Annotated in this window: 8 protein-coding genes and 1 pseudogene; 3 read left to right on the forward strand and 6 right to left on the reverse strand. The window is 30.7% G+C overall.

Annotated features, from left to right (window positions below):
- Positions 1-317: 317 nt before the first annotated feature.
- Positions 318-1,169, reverse strand: a complete 852-nt coding sequence (locus CF386_RS08755; RefSeq protein WP_089074057.1) for a LysR family transcriptional regulator — start codon at positions 1,167-1,169, stop codon at positions 318-320.
- Between the two features lie 151 nt (positions 1,170-1,320).
- On the opposite strand from CF386_RS08755, the pseudogene CF386_RS13710 reads away from it, so the two are divergent.
- Positions 1,321-1,569 (forward strand): annotated as a pseudogene (locus tag CF386_RS13710) (YciI family protein); the annotation flags it as partial.
- Positions 1,570-2,536: 967 nt separating this feature from the next.
- Here CF386_RS13710 and CF386_RS08765 read toward each other — a convergent pair.
- Together CF386_RS08765 and CF386_RS08770 are read right to left on the reverse strand one after the other, a co-directional pair.
- Entirely contained in the window at positions 2,537-3,193 is a 657-nt protein-coding gene (locus tag CF386_RS08765) for a hypothetical protein (protein WP_089074059.1), read from the reverse strand.
- A 528-nt stretch (positions 3,194-3,721) separates the two neighbouring features.
- Positions 3,722-4,201 carry a GNAT family N-acetyltransferase gene (locus CF386_RS08770; RefSeq protein WP_089074060.1) on the reverse strand — a complete coding sequence of 160 codons (480 nt, stop codon included), beginning with the start codon at positions 4,199-4,201 and terminating at the stop codon, positions 3,722-3,724.
- A gap of 1,260 nt (positions 4,202-5,461) precedes the next feature.
- Between CF386_RS08770 and CF386_RS08775 the strand changes: the two genes are divergently transcribed.
- Both CF386_RS08775 and CF386_RS08780 read left to right on the forward strand, forming a co-directional pair.
- A complete protein-coding gene (locus CF386_RS08775; RefSeq protein ID WP_089074061.1) occupies positions 5,462-8,263 on the forward strand; it encodes a hypothetical protein in 2,802 nt (933 codons plus the stop codon).
- Between the two features lie 915 nt (positions 8,264-9,178).
- Positions 9,179-9,949 carry an acetolactate decarboxylase gene (locus CF386_RS08780; protein WP_089074062.1) on the forward strand — a complete coding sequence of 257 codons (771 nt, stop codon included), beginning with the start codon at positions 9,179-9,181 and terminating at the stop codon, positions 9,947-9,949.
- A gap of 630 nt (positions 9,950-10,579) precedes the next feature.
- Here CF386_RS08780 and CF386_RS08785 read toward each other — a convergent pair.
- From CF386_RS08785 to CF386_RS08800, 3 genes are all read right to left on the reverse strand, one after another.
- Complete coding sequence (locus CF386_RS08785) at positions 10,580-13,417, reverse strand: RHS repeat domain-containing protein (protein WP_089074063.1); 2,838 nt, start codon at positions 13,415-13,417, stop codon at positions 10,580-10,582.
- A gap of 761 nt (positions 13,418-14,178) precedes the next feature.
- Complete coding sequence (locus CF386_RS08795; protein WP_089074065.1) at positions 14,179-17,487, reverse strand: hypothetical protein; 3,309 nt, start codon at positions 17,485-17,487, stop codon at positions 14,179-14,181.
- Positions 17,488-17,579: 92 nt separating this feature from the next.
- On the reverse strand, positions 17,580-20,714 hold the full coding sequence (locus CF386_RS08800) for a hypothetical protein (RefSeq protein ID WP_089074066.1): 3,135 nt from the start codon (positions 20,712-20,714) through the stop codon (positions 17,580-17,582).
- Between the last annotated feature and the right edge of the window lie 120 nt (positions 20,715-20,834).

Below are 20,834 nucleotides of genomic sequence, written 5' to 3' on the forward strand. Positions count from 1 at the left end.
TTTTCATCTTCAGCAATTAAGCTTAAAACTTGTTCGAGATATTGACCATGTTGCATGGATGTTGCCTAACGCAAATAATGCGGGATCACTTCTGTTAAAGTGCAATCAATGAGTAGATACTTTCTTTTGAAAAAAATTAGAAAGACTTAAATATTTTTAAATAGATAAAATGATATGAATTGCTCCATTTAATTTATACAAATACTTAATTATCTAATTTTCGTTTAAAATTTGGTATCGAACTAATCTTAAATGTTAATTTATATCTTATTTGACTCCTATTAAAACAAAATCAAGTGTTGGGTTGAGCTATAAAGTTAGATAAATAACTTTAATAATTCACTATTTTTTCTGCCCTTAAAAAAAGGAGTTTTAGCAACTAAAAAAATATCATAAATTTTTGTGGTAAAAGGCGTTAATATCTCATTAAGAAGCCCATTTTTAATATCTTTATCCACTGTAAATGAAGGAAGATAAACCACTCCCAGTGAGTTAATTGCCATACTACTTAATAACCTTGAAGAAGAACATTTTTGTTTCAAATTTATAGCATATTCTTGATGATTGAAGTTCCAAGTTGATTTGAAATTTTCAGAATGATCTATGCATGAATAATAAGCCAGTTCTTCAGGCGATTTTGGTACTCCGTGTTGCGCTAGAAAATGCGGGGATGCACAAACTCTTTTTTGCCATTGCCCTATTTTTGTTGAGTAAAAATCGCCATCAGGCAGTGGTCCACAAAAGACAACAACGTCAAAGTTTTCTTCATAAAGTCGATTTAAATAGTTGCCAACTTTCCAATCAATACTTACATTTGGGTGTTGTTCGACATACAAGTTAACTTTGGTTAAGATTGATTCAAAAAATGAAAATGGTATCCCAATTTTAAAATTTCCCACAAATTGATATGGTTGATTAAGATCGAATTTAATTTGCTCTTCAATTTGTATCAGCTCTTTTATTCTAGGCAGGATATTAATACCCATCTCTGTTAAACAGACAAATCGAGTGTTTCTATGAAATAACTTAGTATTATAGTAGCTCTCTAATTCATTAATCTTTTTAGATACAATTGAAATTGATAAATTCAGTTCCTTGGCAGTTTTTCTAAAATTTAATGTTTGAGCTAGCTTATCAAATATTTTGTAGTGTAAAACTTTCAATTTCATTGATTCTATTTTGATATCAGTGATTCTTAATTTTTATTGTTTAAATGATAATGTAATCAAAGTAAGATTTCCATATAAACTAAAAATAGAAAAAACGGTGATATGAAATGGTAATAATTGATATTAAATATAAAAAAAATTAGATGTTGTCGACCAGTTTAGAAAAGAACATATTGAATACCTTTCTCGGTTTTATGAACAAGGCCTAATTATAGCATCGGGTCCATACAATAATCGTTCGGGCGGACTTATTATTTCAATTATGGATTCAAAATCAGCTTATGCTTACATGAAAAATGATCCATTTTATATCCATGATATCGGTGATTTTCAAATTAAGGAATTTGAGCCTACCAAAATAACAAATGGGTTCAATAAATTAATCAATGATATGAGGTGATTCTGCAATAAATGATTTATAGATTGGTTATGTGAATTTTATTAGCAAAATTAAATAGCAGAGTAAAATTATAAAACTTTTATGAATGCTAAAAATATACAAATTTTAAGAAATGAATTTGAACTATTTTGAAAAGTACGACTCTATATAAGTGTTAGAATTTTTTCATTTTTCCTTGTTTATTTATATTCATACGTTTTGAAGCCCTCACCTTGATGAGGGTTTTTTTATGTCCCTAAATTAAGCAAATGGATAATGGACGTTTTGTTTGTAAGACATTGACCATTCATTGATGAGAAATATGAAGAATCTCACTTCACAATTTTTTTTAAAATATATATAAATCAATAAGATAACCTTGTATCAATTGTCTGACACTCACTTTTTTTATGAAAACCGCCCTACTTTAATTCTTTTGATTTGTTATTATTTACGCATCACTTAGGATGAGTGATAGTACTGAGGACTAGTAGCTGACCAAGGAAAGGTCGATAAGAGGAAAGGATTTCCTAAAAATCTAGGAACAGTTGCACATGGATGTGTAGAAAAAAATTATACCCGCAATGTTTTAACGTTGCGGGTTTATTTTACTCTCAAAATCTTTTGAGCATTGTCTTTTTCTTCAAACTTCTATTCATGTTTTTCTTTGTCTTCAATAAAATTGATTTTATTTAAAATTAATTTGAACTATTTTGAAAAGTACGACTCTATATAAGTGTTAGAATTTTTTTCATTTTTCCTTGTTTATTTATATTTATATTCATACGTTTTGAAGCCCTCACATTGTTGAGGGTTTTTTTATGGTTAAACACGCTGCCCTTTTTCTAACGCCATATTTTGATGAGTATTCTTCTTTAATTTATTTCTTATACCTATTTTAATTCTTAGTTTGTTTAATTTGGCACTAAATCTAATTTGTAAAAAATATTACAAATTTATATATTTTGCGCCAAGAAGGCGCAATTTTTTAAGTGCTGCTTTTGGGCATAGCCAGAAAATATTCATGCATTGTTAAACGGATATGTTTTTCTAATAATTGTTGTGCTAAATCATCTCCGTGCCTGTAGCTATCGAAGCCACCCCTTTCATGTTCTATTTCATCATAAACAGTATACATACCTTCATGAACTTTGTTTTCCTTATTATCAAAGAGCTCATACTTGATATCAAAATCACCAATTATAGAATAATCATCACTTGCTAAACCCAAAGATAAAATTCCTTTCGCTAATGATGTACCAAGATTATATTCTTGATAGGCAGGCCCCTTTTTGTCTTTTGCTTTTAAGTATACTAAAAGTTTGTAATCACTTAATGGACTTTGTGTTATTGAGGAGTTTAATGGTAGTTGTTGTTTTACAATTTCATCGAACCTACTCAAAACTCTACTTGATGCTATGGATAACTTGGCATCTTTTATTGGCGCAAACTTTTGTTGCTTGCCACCTGAAAAAATTCCTGGCTCTGGTTGGCTATAATAAACTTTTACATAAACTTTTTTATTTTCTAAGTTTTTGTTTTGGATTGGTTCAATAACTGGCATATTAACCACACCTTTAGTAGCACATCCAGAAAGAACTATTGAAAACAACAAAATCATGACGGATTTGGAAATTTTTATCATATTACCACCTTATTTATAAAATTACTTTTAAAATATAAAACTCAAGGGATTAAAACGGACACTATTTTTATGAATAAAATCATATGGTAATATTTGTGATAAGCCTCATAAAAAATCTATAATTACATGATATTTTAAGATTTAATGTTGGGTTGGATTGTTTGGAAAACAAATTTTTGATATTTTTTCTGGAAGTAGATTTAACGTTTGATATTGTGTCTTATGTTTTGATGAGTGGCTACTTGTCATACCCGTAATGTTTTCACGTTGCGGGTTTATTTTACGCTCAAAGTCTTTTGAACACTCCCTTTTTCTTTAAACTTCTATTCATATTTTCTTTGTCTTCAATAAAATTGATTTTATTTAAAATTAATTTGAACTATTTTGAAAAGTACGACTCTATATAAGTGTTAGAATTTTTTTCATTTTTCCTTGTTTATTTATATTCATACGTTTTGAAGCCCTCACAATGTTGAGGGTTTTTTTATTGGTAAATTTAATATTAAAATATGTAGTCATAGTTAAATTTTAAGGGTTAAACTTTTCCATAACGAAGTTTACAAGTTTAACTGTTCTAATAGCGACTTCTTGTTGTTTAATAACTTTAAATCCTTTAGCTTCAAAAAATGGTTTGGCAGTAATACTCACTTCAGCAAACACTTTCTTAAGATTTAAATGATTAGCTGTCTTGAAAACTTCTTTCATGAGCGATGTTCCAATACCTCTACCTTGAAATTTATGATGTACGTAGAAACAATCGATATGTCCACTGGATTCCAGCTCTACAAAACCAACGACTATACCATCAATAGAAGCCACCAAGGGTGGAATAGCTTTCCACTTTTTAAACCAAACACTTAACTCTAATGATAAAGTTGGTGCCCATGCCTCTACTTGTTCCTCAGAATAGTCTTTTATATTAATATGATGAATAGTGTTATAGTAGATATTTACCAAGTGTTGGGCATCAGAAGGTTTATAGGCTCGAATAAAAATTTTGTTGTTCATATGACCCTATACCATTTCCTAAAATTAATACCATATTGATTATTACATATATCAAATACCTAACATAATTTAATTCTCATCTTAATGTTTCAGGAATTTTTTAAATATAACTTTATAAATCCACTAAATTTAAGATAACTAATGCAGATAATTGACATTTTTTTGTAAGACATTGACCATTCATTGATGAGAAATATGAATAATCTCACTTCACAATATTTAAGTAAAACCATATAAATCAATAAGATAACCTTGTATCAATTGACTGATACTCACTTTTTTTATTCAAACCACCCTACTTTGCTTCTTTTGATTTGTTATCATTTATCCATCACTTAGGATGAGTGATAGTACTGAGGACTAGTAGCTGACCAAGGAAAGGTCGATAAGAGGAAAGGATTTCCTAAAAATCTAGGAACAGTTGCACATGGATGTGTAGAAAAAAATTATACCCGCAGTGTTTTCACGTTGCGGGTTTATTTTAATCTCAAAAATCTTTTGAGCATTGTCTTTTTCTTCGAACTTCTATTCATATTTTCTAGGTCTTCAATGAGATTAATTTTATTTAAAATTAATTTGAACTATTTTGAAAAGTACGACTCTATATAAGTGTTAGAATTTTTTTCATTTTTCCTTGTTTATTTATATTCATACGTTTTGAAGCCCTCACATTGTTGAGGGTTTTTTTATGTGTATAAATCTACAATTTTTTGATTTGAAATAATAGGATTTAAAAATAAATAATTTCTAAAAAAAATTTAAGATTTACTAAAATGAATAGTGAATAAACGTATTCATTGTATTTTTTCAAAAGGTTTGTTTTTTTGTAATAGAAAATGTTTGATGAGATAAAGATAATGGCCCCAGAAAAATGAGTAATAATTTGAGCCTACTTATAAATTTAGATTGCTCCTGTTATTTTATTTTTCTAATGGAACGATTTTAAAACTTTCATTACAGTATAGGACATACAGAAAAATGAACATTTATTTATATAAAATCACGCTTACGCTTCAACCTCCACCCAACCCATACTAACTCAATTAATGTCTTTAATGACAACAAAATTAAGATTTCCAATATAGAATTAAGCAACTTTAATGTAATTGATGAAATTTTAAAAAAATGATTATGTACTTATGATTTGAATATCACATATTTAAATGGGTATTTTTATTTTTTTTATAAAACTCAATTATATAACTTTTACGTTTTAATTTTATAAACTCGCTAACTTTTTTTAAATACAAGATTATTTATATGAAAAATTTATATACTAAAATAATATGTGGTTCTTTAACGACTATTATGTCACTTTCAATCTTTGCTAAAACACAAGACTTTCAATTAGGTCGAATAAATACTGAAAGCAATACAATAAACAATCAAACCCAAGAAATTTATAATCCAAGTGAGCCATTTCTGAGCTATTCAAAAGAATATGGCCCAGTTTATGCTCGAACATTCACTGAGGAAAAAGTGGGTCCTAAATTTTGGATGATAGATATTTTAAAAGATTTTATTATTTTTGGAATTACAGAAGCGGGAACAGCAGCAATATTTCCTAATCCAGACACACAAATTATAGCTAAGCTAGACAAAATGAAAAAACAAATGGACTATATCCAAACTCAAATTGGAGGTTCACAAGCAGCAAGCGTTAATAAAACTTTACAAACTATCTCAGATGAGCACGTTCCTATTAATGAAATGTCAAAGCTTTTAACAAATACATTTGAAGGAATAAACCATTATAATGAAAGCACTCAAACAATAGATTCAACTCCTACTAATACTTTTTATAACCCTACTCCAGAGAATTCTTTTTTCCCCGTTAATGAATCTGTAATATCTTTATATGATAATCAACAGATTTTATGGCATGATATTGATTGGTATGACAGTCATCATCAAGACAGTCAATATTACGATTATGGAATTCTCAATGCCATTACAACCAATAGTGCATCTCGAGAGACTCAAGGACTCTCAAAATTGAGTAGCAATTCAATACCTCCCGTAAGTCAACTACGAGACGATTCTATCGACACTATGTTCCAACTTTTCAGTTATTATTCAGGTCATCCAACGATAGATTTAAATGACAACGATAAAATTTTAAATGACCTTTATCAAAGTAGTTTGTACGCACTCACATTTGATGCAGAGCTGGGTGTTTTTCAAACTTTAGCAGGATTACCTCAGCGCAATCAAGTTAACCATTTTAAAGATCAAAGGGAAGCAGAAAAAACGTATATTGATGCAATCAACCAGTTGCATGATGATTATCATAATTACTTTGGCTTCACAAATATGCAAGATAATCCAGCTTATGTGACCATATGTAATAATGACAAACATCACGACATAGCAACAAAACATGAGGGTGAGCATGGCATTACCTCTAACTTTAAGGGTACAATTAAAGTTTCAGGTAAAGATATAAGTGTGGATGTCCCTTATCAAACATGTAAAACATATGCAGTTGGCACTTCCGAAACTTCTACAGGTGACACCATTTTGGAGCAAAATGATTACAGTCAGACTTGGCGTGATAACTCAATCCAGGGAGATGTCAGTTATTTTTATTATGCAATTGATGTAGATGATGATCTTAAGGCTTCTTTTGATGAAGCAAATCAAAATAAAGAACATAAATTTTATAAATGGGATATTACGCAATGTGAATACCCAACGATATATACAGGAACACTTTATCGTCAATCCAATTTCCCTAAAGGACTAAAAGGAGATATTTATAAAGGGGAATGTACTGCAACATTTAGTACAAGTAAAACTCCATTTGACCATAAAGATAGTGACGGAAAGGAACCTCAAGATACTGATAACCACGATATTTATACAGAGATAGAAACGACCAAACCACAAGATATATTAAAACATCAAACATGCCCTGATCCTAAAGCTATACAGTATGATTCAGACAAGCATGTATATTATGCAGATGTTCAAGAGTATACCTTTTCTGATCAAAGTTCGAAACCTGTAAAGGCAGGTAATAGAGAATGGATTTCAACCCAAACTGATAACGAATCTATGACAGGATTTAACTTTAAAAATGTTAAATTAACATTGAAAAATCCTTCAAACCATATTACTGATCCTGTTGTCGCTGAGGCTAACAATGAAACATTCAACCCTGTTTGTACATACACAGATAGCACAGGCACTGACATTAGTCTGAATTGGAAAGGTAATTTAGAAACAACTCAAGATATCCCAGATTCTAAATATTTAGGACATATTGTTTATCCAAGTCGTATTCCCAAGTCCTTAGCTGACCAAGTTGACAACGCAACAAATTGGAACTATGTAGATGGTTTAGAGAAGTGCTCTTCAACCAAACCTATAGATTGTGCATGGTTACCAAAAGCAATTTCCCCAACAGATTCGATTGTCAAATTTGATTCACATGATATTCCAAAAACTGATTTCATTGATAATATCCAATATCTTGATACAGATAATGTTGTTGAAATTTCATGGGATTGGTTAAGCACAGCAACCTCTTCTTGCAAAGTATGGATTAACAATTTTCATGGAAAAAATTTGACAAAAATTAAAAACCCTAAATCTAGTTTCTCAGATATAATTAAAGATACCTCAGCACAGGAATTTGATTATAATCTTGGCGTCAGTTGTTCCGATGAACAACCAGAAAAGTGGACTCAAATTAAAGTCTCCAAACAACCTGCTGAAAATTGTCCAGCACCGAAAGTATCTTTTACTAGAGCAGATGATGGTGAAGTAACTTTAAAATGGGATCAAGTTGATAAGGCTTTATCTTATGAAGTACGTGATTGGGATCATCACGTTCATCAATCAAAAATAAAAAATAATAGCTTCATAGATACTTCAACGCAAGGATCTACCAAAAAACTTCAATATTTCGTTGTCTCCAACTGTGCAGATAACCAAACGTCTAGTGAAGTTAAAGTCAATATACCTGCTAAATCTTCAGATATTCAAATGAGCCGAACTTTGCATAAAAGTGGACAGCATAATAACGAAGTGATACACAAAATGCTGTCTTTAAATTAATAGGGGCATCATCTTAAAAAACTTGGACTTTAATTTAAAATTTTTAAAGACGACTATTTATTCCTTAAGCTCTCAATATCTTGAGAGCTTTTTTTGTAACATTAAAATGTGGTATGGACAATTGACGTTTAGTTTGTAAGAGATTGACTATTCATTGATGAGAAATATGAAGAATCTCACTTCACAATAATCAATAAAAATAATATAAAACAATAATATAACTTTGTATCAATTGCCTGATACCCATTTTTTTTATGAAAGCCACCCTACTTTGCTTCTTTCGATTTGTTATTATTTTCCCATCACTTAGGATGAGTGATAGTACTGAGGACTAGTAGCTGACCAAGGAAAGGTCGATAAGAGGAAAGGATTTCCTAAAAATCTAGGAACAGTTGCACATGGATGTGTAGAAAAAAATTATACCCGCAATGTTTGAACGTTGCGGGTTTATTTTACTCTCAAAATCTTTTGAGCATTGTCTTTTTCTTCAAACTTCTATCCATATTTTCTTTGTCTTCAATGAAATTAATTTTATTTAAAATTAATTTGAACTATTTTGAAAAGTAAGACTCTATATAAGTGTTAGAATTTTTTTCATTTTTCCTTGTTTATTTATATTTATATTCATACGTTTTGAAGCCCTCACATTGTTGAGGGTTTTTTTATGCGGGTTTATTAAACCTTTATTAAATATCTAAACTTTAATAAATGAACAGATTATTTATACTCCAAATGGAATAATAAAAGTATAAAAAGAAATCAAAAAATCATAAGCTTCTATTTTAATCGTTCTTTTATTCAGACAATATTCAGAAATTTTATTAATGCAATATGTTATTGTATGAACGCATTTTGAATTATTTTAAATTGCAAATATTTAAGTTTAACTTATTAAGATAACAAAGGAATCAGTTCATGCAAAACAAACTCTGTATAGTTTTATTTTTTATTTCATTTTTCACTTTTGCAAAAAACACCCATATAGAAAATCAATATAATACCCTGACGAATTTATTTACGGGAGACTATTCTTCTCAGGTTTCTGTTAAAGAGGCTAAAAAGGATAAGAATAATTTAGGAGTGGGCGCAGCAGCTGGCTTAGGTGAATTAATTGTTTTAAATGGCAAATATTATGTTGCTGATGCTCAAGGTAATGCTAAAGTCATGAAGCCAAATGATGGCATATCTTATTTAACGGCAACTCATTTTAACACCAATCAGGCATTAGAATTTCAAATTAATAAACCGATGACGCTGCAACAAATTCAAGAATTAATACTTAAAAAATATCATTTAAAAAATAGTCTTTATGCATCTAAAATAATTGGTGAGTTTCAATATGTTCATGCAAGAAATGAAGATAGAGTTTTTCATAAAGTGCCTCTAAACCAATGGTTAAAAAATCATCAGCATGAATTTTCATTGACTGATACAAAAGCCACAATAGTTAGTTTTTATACGCCACTAAGTATGACGAACTTAAAAGGAATTAGCGTTCAACCCTTGCATAATCATTTCATAACACCTGAAATGAAAATGGGACATGTTTTAAGTGCTAAGTTATTATCGGGTCATGTTTATGTCCAAAAATTATCAGATGTAAAAGTGTATAACCCAAAAAATGGAAATTTAAGTAAAAATATTGATCAAAAAGAAGTTGCACAACTCGAAACTTCTTCAAATTAAATTTCAAATTGAAATCCTTTACTTGATGTTGGAAGAAAGGATTTCTATTTAGTCGAAGCTGCATTTGAACAGCTTATTTAATCTTTTCCTAAACAAAAAAAATGAATAAACATCTAAAAATTTCACAGCTTTAGGTGGTTTTTAAGCTTATATTATTGAGTGTTTATCGTCTAAATCTTCTGAATAATCGCTTAAACTATTTGTCCTTTTCAAGCGTTATTTCACCTTAATTTGATTCACTGTAATGATATACTGTCTTGTATGTTATCAACTTCATTATGTTTGGCTTTCAACTCTATGTCACCATTTAAATATTTTCAGCAAAAGGAATCACTTCCCTGTTTCCGCTTAAAAGCGACCTTGAAAAAAGAAGGTGTCATTAGAAATTGTGAGATTGGTTTCTTTTGATAAAAAACTAACTTTATAAGGAGTCCACTTAAATTTAATTTTTTTAAAATTAATTTGAACTATTTTGAAAAGTACGACTCTATATAAGTGTTAGAATTTTTTTCATTTTTCCTTGTTTATTTATATTCAAATATTTTTGAAGCCCTCAACATTGTTGAGGGTTTTTTTATGCTTGAATTTACAAATAATATGAATGTTTCAACTGACCTTTTATTAACTATATTAAAAGTTTGTCTTGGTAAAAGCAGTGATGTTTCCGCCTAATAATTTTCCAAATAAAGATGGCTCAAGACTTAAATATCCATATCGCATTAACTGATTTAGCCGTGAAGTTTCATCTGCATCAAATTGACCTTGGGTGAAGCCGCTAAGAGCCCCTAAAACAGGTAATGTAGCTACATTGTAGGTTGTGTTTTTTATGATATCCCCTGCAGAGTCTTGATTAATGATGCTATTGATAGTCGAACCAGTCATGCCAAGACCGCCCACAACACTTTGACGCATTGCCCCAAATTTAACATGCTCCCAACTAGATTTTGAGTCCGTGATTTTATCAGAAAATCCTGCCACATACCGCCCACCCCACAAACCAGTCAGTCCATCTAATCCGACAAAACGAGTCAAATCAACTGGGTTAAATTTATTTTTATCTCTGTCTTGATAATCAACTAATCCTGCGCCAACGCCACCTGATAACTCAGCTACTTGTCCTCGTTTATGTGCTTCCTTATCAAATTCATCTATTTTATTTTGATGTGCAAGTCGTAGATCTTCATCGAGCGTTGTACTGTCCTTGAGTGCACTTTTTGCTTGCTGGGCTTCCCTTCCTAATAAAAATAATTTTTGTTGATCACCCATTAAGCCATAGGCGCCTCCAAATGCTTGCATAAATTCACCTGTCATGGCATAGAACTTATGATCAGCAGCATCACCGATACCAGATACAACATTTGGTATGGACATTGCGGCAGATAAACCATAGAGGACAGCTGATGAACCACCAGTAAATGCCATGGTTAACCCTGCACAAGCTAACCCACCTACTAATCCTATAATATCCCAAGCATTGTGACCATTTGGATCAACATTCATAATTGGATTTCCATTCGCGTAACTATATCTATTGAGTAAATTTGATGAATCTCTTTGGATGAAAGTATGAGTTTCTGGGTTATAGTATCTAGCTCTTAAATAAACCAAACCACTTTCTTCGTCCCTGTACTCGCTAGAATATCCAAAGGGATTTTTTGTCAGATCTGATTGATTTAATTTTGTAGAATCTTTTAACACATCTTGGATATCATGATCTGATAGAAGTATATTTTTACCGTAAGGACTATATAGATAAGGGTGCAATTGATTACTATCCATATTGTAAAGAGCATTGATGTTTTGGCCATTATGGATGTATATTTGGTCCTTTATCTGATGTGTACTGCTATCAAGAAACCTTCCAATTCGAGCATCACCTGCCATTAAATAACTTGCAATTTGAGTTCCTTGAAATTCATTGACCACTTGTCCATTCGTTGAGCCATTATAGTAAAAATATATGGGTAAACTTCCATCATCAGATGATTTTAAAGAGCGTAATCCATTCGGATAATATGCATAATCATATTCACTTCCATTACCATCAGTAAATCTAACTAGCTGATTTAAACTGTTGTACGTATATTTGTTTCCTTTTAAATCTGCTCTTAGGTTACCATTTTTATCATATTGTAAATGAACAGTACTGCCACTAGAAGATTGCTGAACCATGATTAACTGATTGACCGGATTATATGTATAGGTGCTTATTCCATTAGGGATATCTTTGATGTTACTTGAGTTTTCGATTTTTTTTTGGGATAGGTTACCGCGTATATCATAGACATAGTCTATATGATCTTGTTTTATATCACTCTCATCTGAGGTGTCTCTAGAATTATTAACTCTATAACTATCTATTAATTGATTTGCATCATTGTAAGTATAATATTGGGTATAATTACTCATTGCACTTGTGTCTATACTTGAAGCCACCTTTGTTTGAACTAAATTATTCGTTCTAGCATCATATTCATTATGTATGGTTTGAATCAGCACCTCATTTTCAGGTGCCTGGTAGTCAGTATCTAACCTTTTAACTTCCTCTTTATAAGACAATTTATTAGCATTATAAAAAAAGGTTTTCTGAATTTTGTTTCCATCTTTATTTTGATAGACTATAGATTGGACTAATCCTTGATTGAACTCATTGCCGGTTTGTTTATTGTAGTACCGATAGGTAACTATACCTCCACCTATTTTAGAATCAGCATGCACTGAAATTAATCGATGATTTTCATAGGTATATGTTGTCACGTTTCCAGCCGCATCCTGAAATTTTTTGAGATCACCATTTTGCATGCTCCAAGAAACGGTCTTATCTAAAGAAGGATCACTAGTATTAGGCTGATAGGTGATAGAATTAAGTTGATGACTTAATTGTGTATAGCCATAAATGATTGATGAAACCGTTTGATTATTAATTAATTCATGTTCGGATTGAATTGAACCAAATGAAGTATAATCTGTTGTAAATGAAATGATATTCGCATTTTCTTTAGTTGTGATAACGAGAGATATTTGTCTACCTAAATTGTCATAATTATAACGACTGATATTACCGTTAAAATCAATGGTTTCTTTAATCTGTCCGTTAGGGAAATATGTTTTTGTTACCGACTGATTATTTGGATTGGTGATATTGATAAGTTGTCCCATGGCATCATATAAATAAGTGTCACCATCATAGGATGATTTGGTCCCCTCGGCCGAGGATAGACTTGTTTGGATCATATGACCTAAAAGATCATGTTTGTACTTAGTTTTAAAATCTAGGGCCCCTTCATCATTTGGATATATTTGTTCGCTTAGGATAGGATCCTGATCTAAGTCGTATTCATAAGTTGTTTCAACATTAGTTATTGGGTCATTTAAATTAGATGCGACGGCATCACTTTGAGTTATGAGAAATAATGATAAAATTGATATCGTTTTAAAAAATCTAGGCTGAGCGGATATGTTATTCATTGTTTATCCTGTTGATTGAATGCGTTATTTTTTAATAAAAATGAATATATAAATTTAGTGAACTAAAAATATTTTTTAAAAGCATCTTATGAACCTAAATAAAATCATTTCACTTGAGACAAAACGTGACTGTTCGGTGATAACGATTTAAAAGGATCGAATTTTAAAATTTTATTCTGAGTTTTTCAAAAGTTTTAAAGTAGTAAATTTATATATCAAATTGTATTATTTATTTGAAAAAATTTTGTTTCAGAAAAATGGAGGAGGTTGAAGTGTGAGTGTGATTTTGTATAAATAAATGTTCATTTTACTGTATTTCCTATACTTTAATGAATAACTTTAAAATCAAACATAAATTAAGTTAAATCATAAATAAATGCGACAAAATTCAATTATTAATTAAGCTTCGTTCAGCTTTTGTTTAGCTTACTTTAATAGCACTAATTTAGAAAAATATAGAACAATTTTTGCAGTCTTGATTGATACTTTTTTTATTTATGTAATGAGTTTGTGTGAGGGTTATGATTATATAAAGGCTCCTTTTTGAAGATAATTTATTGTGTGTTGTATGAATTCACTCATACAACAAATTTTATTGAAAATTGAAATAACTCGAACAATTGAGGTTGTATTTTTAATTTCTAACTTGCTTGCACTATTAATAAAAAGTTTGAGTAGTTTAATGCAGTTAAAAAAGATTGATGAATTTTCACAGTTAAAGGTACTGGTCGTTGAATCCAAGTACCTCTAGTAATATGAGTTTAGTTGGATGATATCTCTGATGTGCCAACTTTCTTTAAAATAACTTGATTATCACTATTAAATACTTGATCAATAATGGTACCTTCGCTCATTTGAGTAAGGTCATTGTTATATCGGTAAATAAACTTTGATATTTCATTATTTTGTTCATCAAAAAAGCTTTTGGAAATATCTTTATCATTTAGTTTGTTTTGTACGCTTTGATGAACCAAATCATAAGATATTGATTGATTGTTTGTTGTTGAGGTGTCATCACTGTTAATTTCCGTCGTTAATTTGTTAATAACTTGGCCTCTTAGGTCATATGTATATTTTATGTAAGCATAGGGTGCATCTTGTTTTGATGGATTATAAAAATTTTCCTGTTTTAATTTTCCTATACTGTTTAAGTTTTGTGTACCGTCATAATAATCATTTTTTTTTGTCCAAATTGGATTAAGTCCCGATGTTATTTCTTTTCCATTTTGATCGTAAGTTAAGTTATTTCCCTCAGCTAATATATTGCCAAAGCCGTCAACATCCTGAAAGGAACATAAATTGTTCAAACATAAATTTTCAGTTGGTAGATTGGTGTAACCTTCCGTGTAATATGGACCAATTTTTATGACTTCGTTTTTAGATTGGGTGGTAGCGTAATCTTTGTATACATAAGATAATGTTTGACCAGTAGCATCTCTTTGGAAAACCAATCGCCCTAATCCATCATAAATATTTTGGGTACTTAAATTGTTATTAATTTGTCCGCTTGTGTCTGAAAAATTTTCACTAATCTCTTGTCCATTAAGCGTATTGATCGTTTTTCCTGAGCAATTGACCTCATTATAATCTTGAACAAAGCAAGTTCGAATTAATTCATCTTTGTTGTCTGAATAAGGAAATTTATATTTAATTTTTTTTATTATTTTACTCGGACCTAAATCAGAAAGTTCAGTGTGGTTATATAGATAATTGGGTTCCCATTCTAATGATAAACTGCTTAATCTTCCATACTTATCATATTTTTTTGTGAACTGTTTTTTGGGGTTTGTATCTGAGACCGTAACTTTTTGTAACATTTCCAAGGAAACGGTGTTTAAGTTACAGATATCACTTGCTTCAATTTGATCTGTAATTTGGTCTGTTGGAAAAACTGTTTTCTGAGCAGATATTGACTTGATTGAATTAATAAAATCATTTTTATACACTTTTAGTGGCTTGTAAGAAACAGGATCTTCTTCGGAGCACGTTGTTCCAATTAGATAATCGTAGTGAGACTCTTGTGTATCTTTGATTTTATCCGAAAAAATTGGATCTTGAGGTGTCTCGCTTTTAATAATCTCACCAATTTTATCTCCCTGGTAATTCTGTATATCTACTTTACAACTGTCGGCATCATTTTTATCCCAATCCCATGTGATATTAACTGTATTCGTTGAGGTATTATAAAGCCCTTGAACATTGGATATATGATCATATTCATCATAAACATCATTAGTTTCAATGTTGGGGTTAATTTCATTTGTTGTTAATTTCAATGCGATCGATGGGGATTGATGACTCATTTGTTTCACATTATTATTATATTGTTTACAATCGATCTCTAACTTTCGGGTCACTTTATTTTGAAATTTTGAATCATAATTCATCTGAGTGATTTTTGAGATCTGAAAGGTATTCATTGCCATACTAGATAAAGGATTTTTGATATTTTGATTTAAAAGTTCACTTTCTGGTTTTTTCTCAAGTTCATAAACAACAACAGGTAAACCATTTTCATTGTATCTTGTTTCAATCCGATGAGTTCTTCCATATGTATTGCAATATTCTTCTGACCAGTTATTATTACAGACTAGTTTGTCAACTACAGACGGTGTTTGATAATTGGCCGGTAAGGATTTATAACTTCTATCAGAAATTTTGGACTTTAAACATGAATCATCATTGGGCCCATCATTCATATTACAACCATACACATTATTGGTTTTACTCAATAAATATTCTTCATTATCATTATTAAAAATGCTAACCTGAATGGGGAGATGAAATTTATTAAATGTTGTTTCTTTGAATAACCCGTTAGGAAGTGTCACATGAGTTTGGTATTGATAATCTGATGTTCCAAACTCCATCAAGCGATCGACTTGGTCTTGATCTTGAGCAGGTAAGTTTAAACTATAACCTGTATAGTTTTTAACTTGGTTCCCCATGGGCTCATAATTATATTGGGTAACAATTGGCGTATTAATACCCGATTCATCTGTTAGAGTAAGCTGTTTTATAACTGGTAGCAACATGGTGCTTGCGGACGTTGGTGAATAATGTAAAACTTTATCCTTGATGTATAAGTCTTCTTTTAAACCATTTGGCCACGTGATTGTTATCTTTTTATCCCCTTCATCATAATTGAACTGAATGGATTGACTCAAAGAACCATTCGTGGACTTAATGTTGTCCAATTGATTATCTATGTTTCTTCTTATCTCTGTCTGTTCACCATCAGGGTAAGAAATACGAATAAGATTTTCTTCAGATGCATCCTTAGTTTTAGTAATATTCATTGACTGATAAAATGGATCTCCTATTTGCCCACCACTAGGGATAGTTGTAATCTTAGATAACAAAAGATCATCATCAAATACGGTACCATCTGTTCTTTCTGTTCCGTCAGTGGTGGATACATAATGATAAACTATTTTATTCCCATAAGAATCCTCTGATGAAAGAAGTAAGCCATCAAAAGAAAAATGCTCTTTTGTATTATTCAACTTATTTACAAGAGTCCATCCAGGTGGAGTATTAAGTTTAATTTTTTTATTGTTATTAGTCTTAGTTATCAACAATTTTTTATCTGATAAAACCAGCTTCTGATGAATTTCATTTCTTTTAGATATTTCACCATTACGAGTCATGACTAATCCGTGTAATTTATAATAACGAAGATGGGATGGCAAATCATTGACCCCATCAGTGTTTATGGCGTAGCTTGAGCCATTAGCCAGATGTAAAAACACTAATCTACCTTGTTTACTTAAATAATCCATTTGATAAGTCCAACCACTTGGAAGACCAAGAAATGATTTTTTACCATTATTGAGTAGACCATTAAAAGTTAATGATAAATTTATACTGTTTTCTGAAACAATACCTGGAATCGTATTTAATTTAAATGACATATTAGCCTTACCAGTCCTTTCATTGACAGATACTTGTAAAGGCATTTTATAGTTGGAAGCTACGCTTGAGGGGTTTTGAGCTTCTTCTCCTGTTTTTCCAAAAGATGTAAAACTTGTTACAAGAATAATAAAAATATACATAAAGCGATGATTCATATCATAACTTCCTTTGTAAAATGAATTTTAAACATAAAAACAAGGCTCGAAATGAGCCTTATCCTAGATTGATTTTCATAGCTAGAAACTAATTATTTTTTAGTTACCGTATAACTTATTTGCATCGTTGTTTCAGTCTTGTTATCTAGATGAGGTGTTAATGTATATTTGTCATTAACATAGTGGGACACAACATCCCAATCATGTCCATCGTCTCCATCTTTTTTTGCTGGAGTTATCTCTCCTACAAATTCACCATGATCATAGATATTTGCTTCTGCTACTTCATATTGTCTTCTTACCGAATTTAGATAATGCGCAATATGCTGACCGTCCGCATTGACTTTAAACATATCAGGATCATTCACATAACTGTCATGTAACCAATCCACCGAAGATTTCGGTTCAATTTCAAGTTCTAATGATGAATCTGTACTGTGGTTAATAAAAGTTACAGTCATTGATTTATATGGTGCTTTAAAGGTATAGGCTGCGCTATAAATAGTGCTTTCATGCTTATAGTGTTTAATGCTACTGGTAATATAATTACTTGCATTTAGATAAGGTGTATCTTTCGTTGTGTCAGTCCATGTGACCGTGCAATTATCACCATAATTACAATATGCATAACTATCATCTGGTTTATTAGCTCTTTTCATCTGGGCATTAGTCGGAATACTCATCCAGTCATCGGGCTCTAATACAACGCCATTTAAGTTCGTCTCCGCGGTAACATTGACTGAAGTTGACGCTGATTTCACATGTTTTCCAATTCTAAATGCAAAACCTCGAAGACCATTACTTAAATCTGAACTTTTATAAGATAGGATAAAATCATTATTAGGTGAATCTTTTGCTCCCGAAGTATCTGTACAATTATCATTTTCACCCAGACATTTATTTGCTAGTTGATTAATCATATCATTTTTTCCAGGAGTAGAATGTAAAATTAAAGGCAAGCCTACATTATTAATCACCCAAAAATGTGGTACAATTGTGTCAACATCTGTAAACATACAGTGTAACCTAACATCATGACCAATAGTTTCGTTTCTTTTAATTGTAGTTGTCTCATTGAGAACATATGGGTATCCCCATCTATCAAAGATTAACATTTTATTTGATTCATCAAAGTGGGCAGTACTTTTACTTGTATCGTCGTCTAAGTTTCTATGCAAGCTGGTCAATGCTTGATGATCATCAATTATATACTTACTTATGGTTAGATCTTCACTTGGCTCGGTTTGCGATGTTTCTGATTGTGTCTTATACATATTTGAAACATTTTTAATCCAACCATTTTTAAACATAAATTGTTCGTGGTCATTATCTTTACAATAATATCCAGTTTTTTTTGATAATAAGGCGCAAGGACCAAGTTGTCGAGTTAGATATAAATATGCACCACCCTTATTATTATCCCATCTTTTTCCTGGCCATATATAATAATCAGGATATTTATAACTATCTGGATTTTTCATACTATAATCATCGTGAGATATGAATTTTTCCGGAGAGAAATCAGATGATATACTGATTGTTGAGTTTATTCCTGTCGTTGCGCTCCATCCAATGTAGCCAAGTTTTCCAGCTGAATCAATTCGTTTTGTTTTTACGGGTACAGATCCATTCGTTGTAAAAATTAGATCATCACCTGGGTTTTGAGAATTACATTGTTCTTGTCCATCTTGATTTGAATCGATAAGTGAGCAATCATCAATAGCATATGCGTTCAACATGTGATTGTCTTCATCATCAATATTGGTTTCTGTAGAATATAAAACAAAATAAGCATTTTTGTTATTTTTTAAATCTCTATAATTATCCTCTCCATATATTGGACGTTGTTCGTCATTATCTGTTGCAACTGTACTAGAGACAATAGAATATGGATCGTTAATTGAGTCTTCTTCCATATTAGAGTTGTGTATATTTGTGATTAAATCTTCAGCCTTCAGACTTGTGTCACCTACATTATTACCATTAACTGTAAAGACTAAATGGCTTAAAAGTCTTTTATAATCCTCATTATTTTCATCTGTTAGTTCTTTGCTACCACAAAAAACTCTTACATGTATTCTGCCTGGGTTAGTTCCATTATTATATATATTTATAGGTCCTCCCACAGTGGCATTTTTTGAATTAATTTCTATACTCACACCATCGCAATGTTTCTTCATCTCCTGTATCCAATTAATGTCCGTCTCTGGCATTTCATCAATTGTATGACTATAGTAATTTGTTTGATCATCTGGTACTTCATTGATTGATGTTAAATTTTTTCTAAATTTAGAGTCGCTAATATCATTTTCTGATGAAGATGGTTTTAATTGATAACTAGCAATGACTTTCCTTGAAGGGATTCTTTGATTTGTATTATAGATTACCATCCCCCCATTAGGTTGAATGACAAGCTCAGAATTTGGAAATTTCTTTTCTTTGTTATCATTAAAAGACCAAATTACTTTTCCTTTTTGATTGATTAATGATAAGTTTCCGTTACCTATAGATTGTAATCTAAATACGTTTTTATCATTCAATAAATGATTTTTCGTGTTGGAGTTTCGTGATTTAAAATAATTTTTAACATTCGTTTCAGGGTTGGAAATCACTAATAATCCACCAGATTTGATTGCTAACGTGTTTTTAGAAACAGGATCTAGATATGATTGACCTACTTCTAAAGAAAAAGCTTTATTTAATGGAATATGAGTAGCAAGTAGAGCAGGAACTCCAAAGTCTATTAATTTCACGGGTGTATCGGCATCAAGAAACGTGAACTCCATAGGTAAAGCCTTTATTGCGTATTCATTCATTTCTATATGATCTGGATGATTAGGAGACGTGACTGACTCATAACCCGTATTATTATATAAATATCCTACCTTTTTGCTAATGTAATGCACGGTGCCATTTGAATCTTTATGTGCACTTACTATAACAATATTGTCATAATAAGGAGCTGGGCCATCAAGATTATTACTATTAAATCTTATGATAGATGTTCTTTCGGGTAACTGAACTTTATAAACTCCTACTCTTTTTTTTCCTGTCTTAGTCTTAGAAGGAAGATATCCTAGCCGAGTTACATGAAAACTTATATCATCCGTTGTTAATTTATTTTTTATATTTTTCGCATAACTAATTGAATTAATTTGAAATAATATGACAATTAATATCATATTAAAAAAACAAAAATTCATTTTTTTTAAATTTACAGATTTCATTGAGACTCCCTTTGGAAATTTTATATCCAAAAAAATTTTTATATATATTGGTTGATTTATAATTCGTAAAAACTTTCTTAGATTTTTGGAGGAGGTTGGAGAGTTAATGTGATTTTGAAT

The sequence above is a fragment of the Paraphotobacterium marinum genome, from assembly GCF_002216855.1.
GTDB classification, from domain to species: domain Bacteria; phylum Pseudomonadota; class Gammaproteobacteria; order Enterobacterales; family Vibrionaceae; genus Paraphotobacterium; species Paraphotobacterium marinum.

Excerpts from the sequence above, each read along its gene's own strand:
- CF386_RS08755 (WP_089074057.1), bottom strand. The coding sequence starts at position 1,169 with ATGAAATTGAAAGTTTTACACTACAAAATATTTGATAAGCTAGCTCAA.
- CF386_RS08765 (WP_089074059.1), bottom strand. The coding sequence starts at position 3,193 with ATGATAAAAATTTCCAAATCCGTCATGATTTTGTTGTTTTCAATAGTT.
- CF386_RS08770 (WP_089074060.1), bottom strand. The coding sequence starts at position 4,201 with ATGAACAACAAAATTTTTATTCGAGCCTATAAACCTTCTGATGCCCAA.
- CF386_RS08775 (WP_089074061.1), top strand. The coding sequence starts at position 5,462 with ATGAAAAATTTATATACTAAAATAATATGTGGTTCTTTAACGACTATT.
- CF386_RS08780 (WP_089074062.1), top strand. The coding sequence starts at position 9,179 with ATGCAAAACAAACTCTGTATAGTTTTATTTTTTATTTCATTTTTCACT.
- CF386_RS08785 (WP_089074063.1), bottom strand. The coding sequence starts at position 13,417 with ATGAATAACATATCCGCTCAGCCTAGATTTTTTAAAACGATATCAATT.
- CF386_RS08795 (WP_089074065.1), bottom strand. The coding sequence starts at position 17,487 with ATGAATCATCGCTTTATGTATATTTTTATTATTCTTGTAACAAGTTTT.
- CF386_RS08800 (WP_089074066.1), bottom strand. The coding sequence starts at position 20,714 with ATGAAATCTGTAAATTTAAAAAAAATGAATTTTTGTTTTTTTAATATG.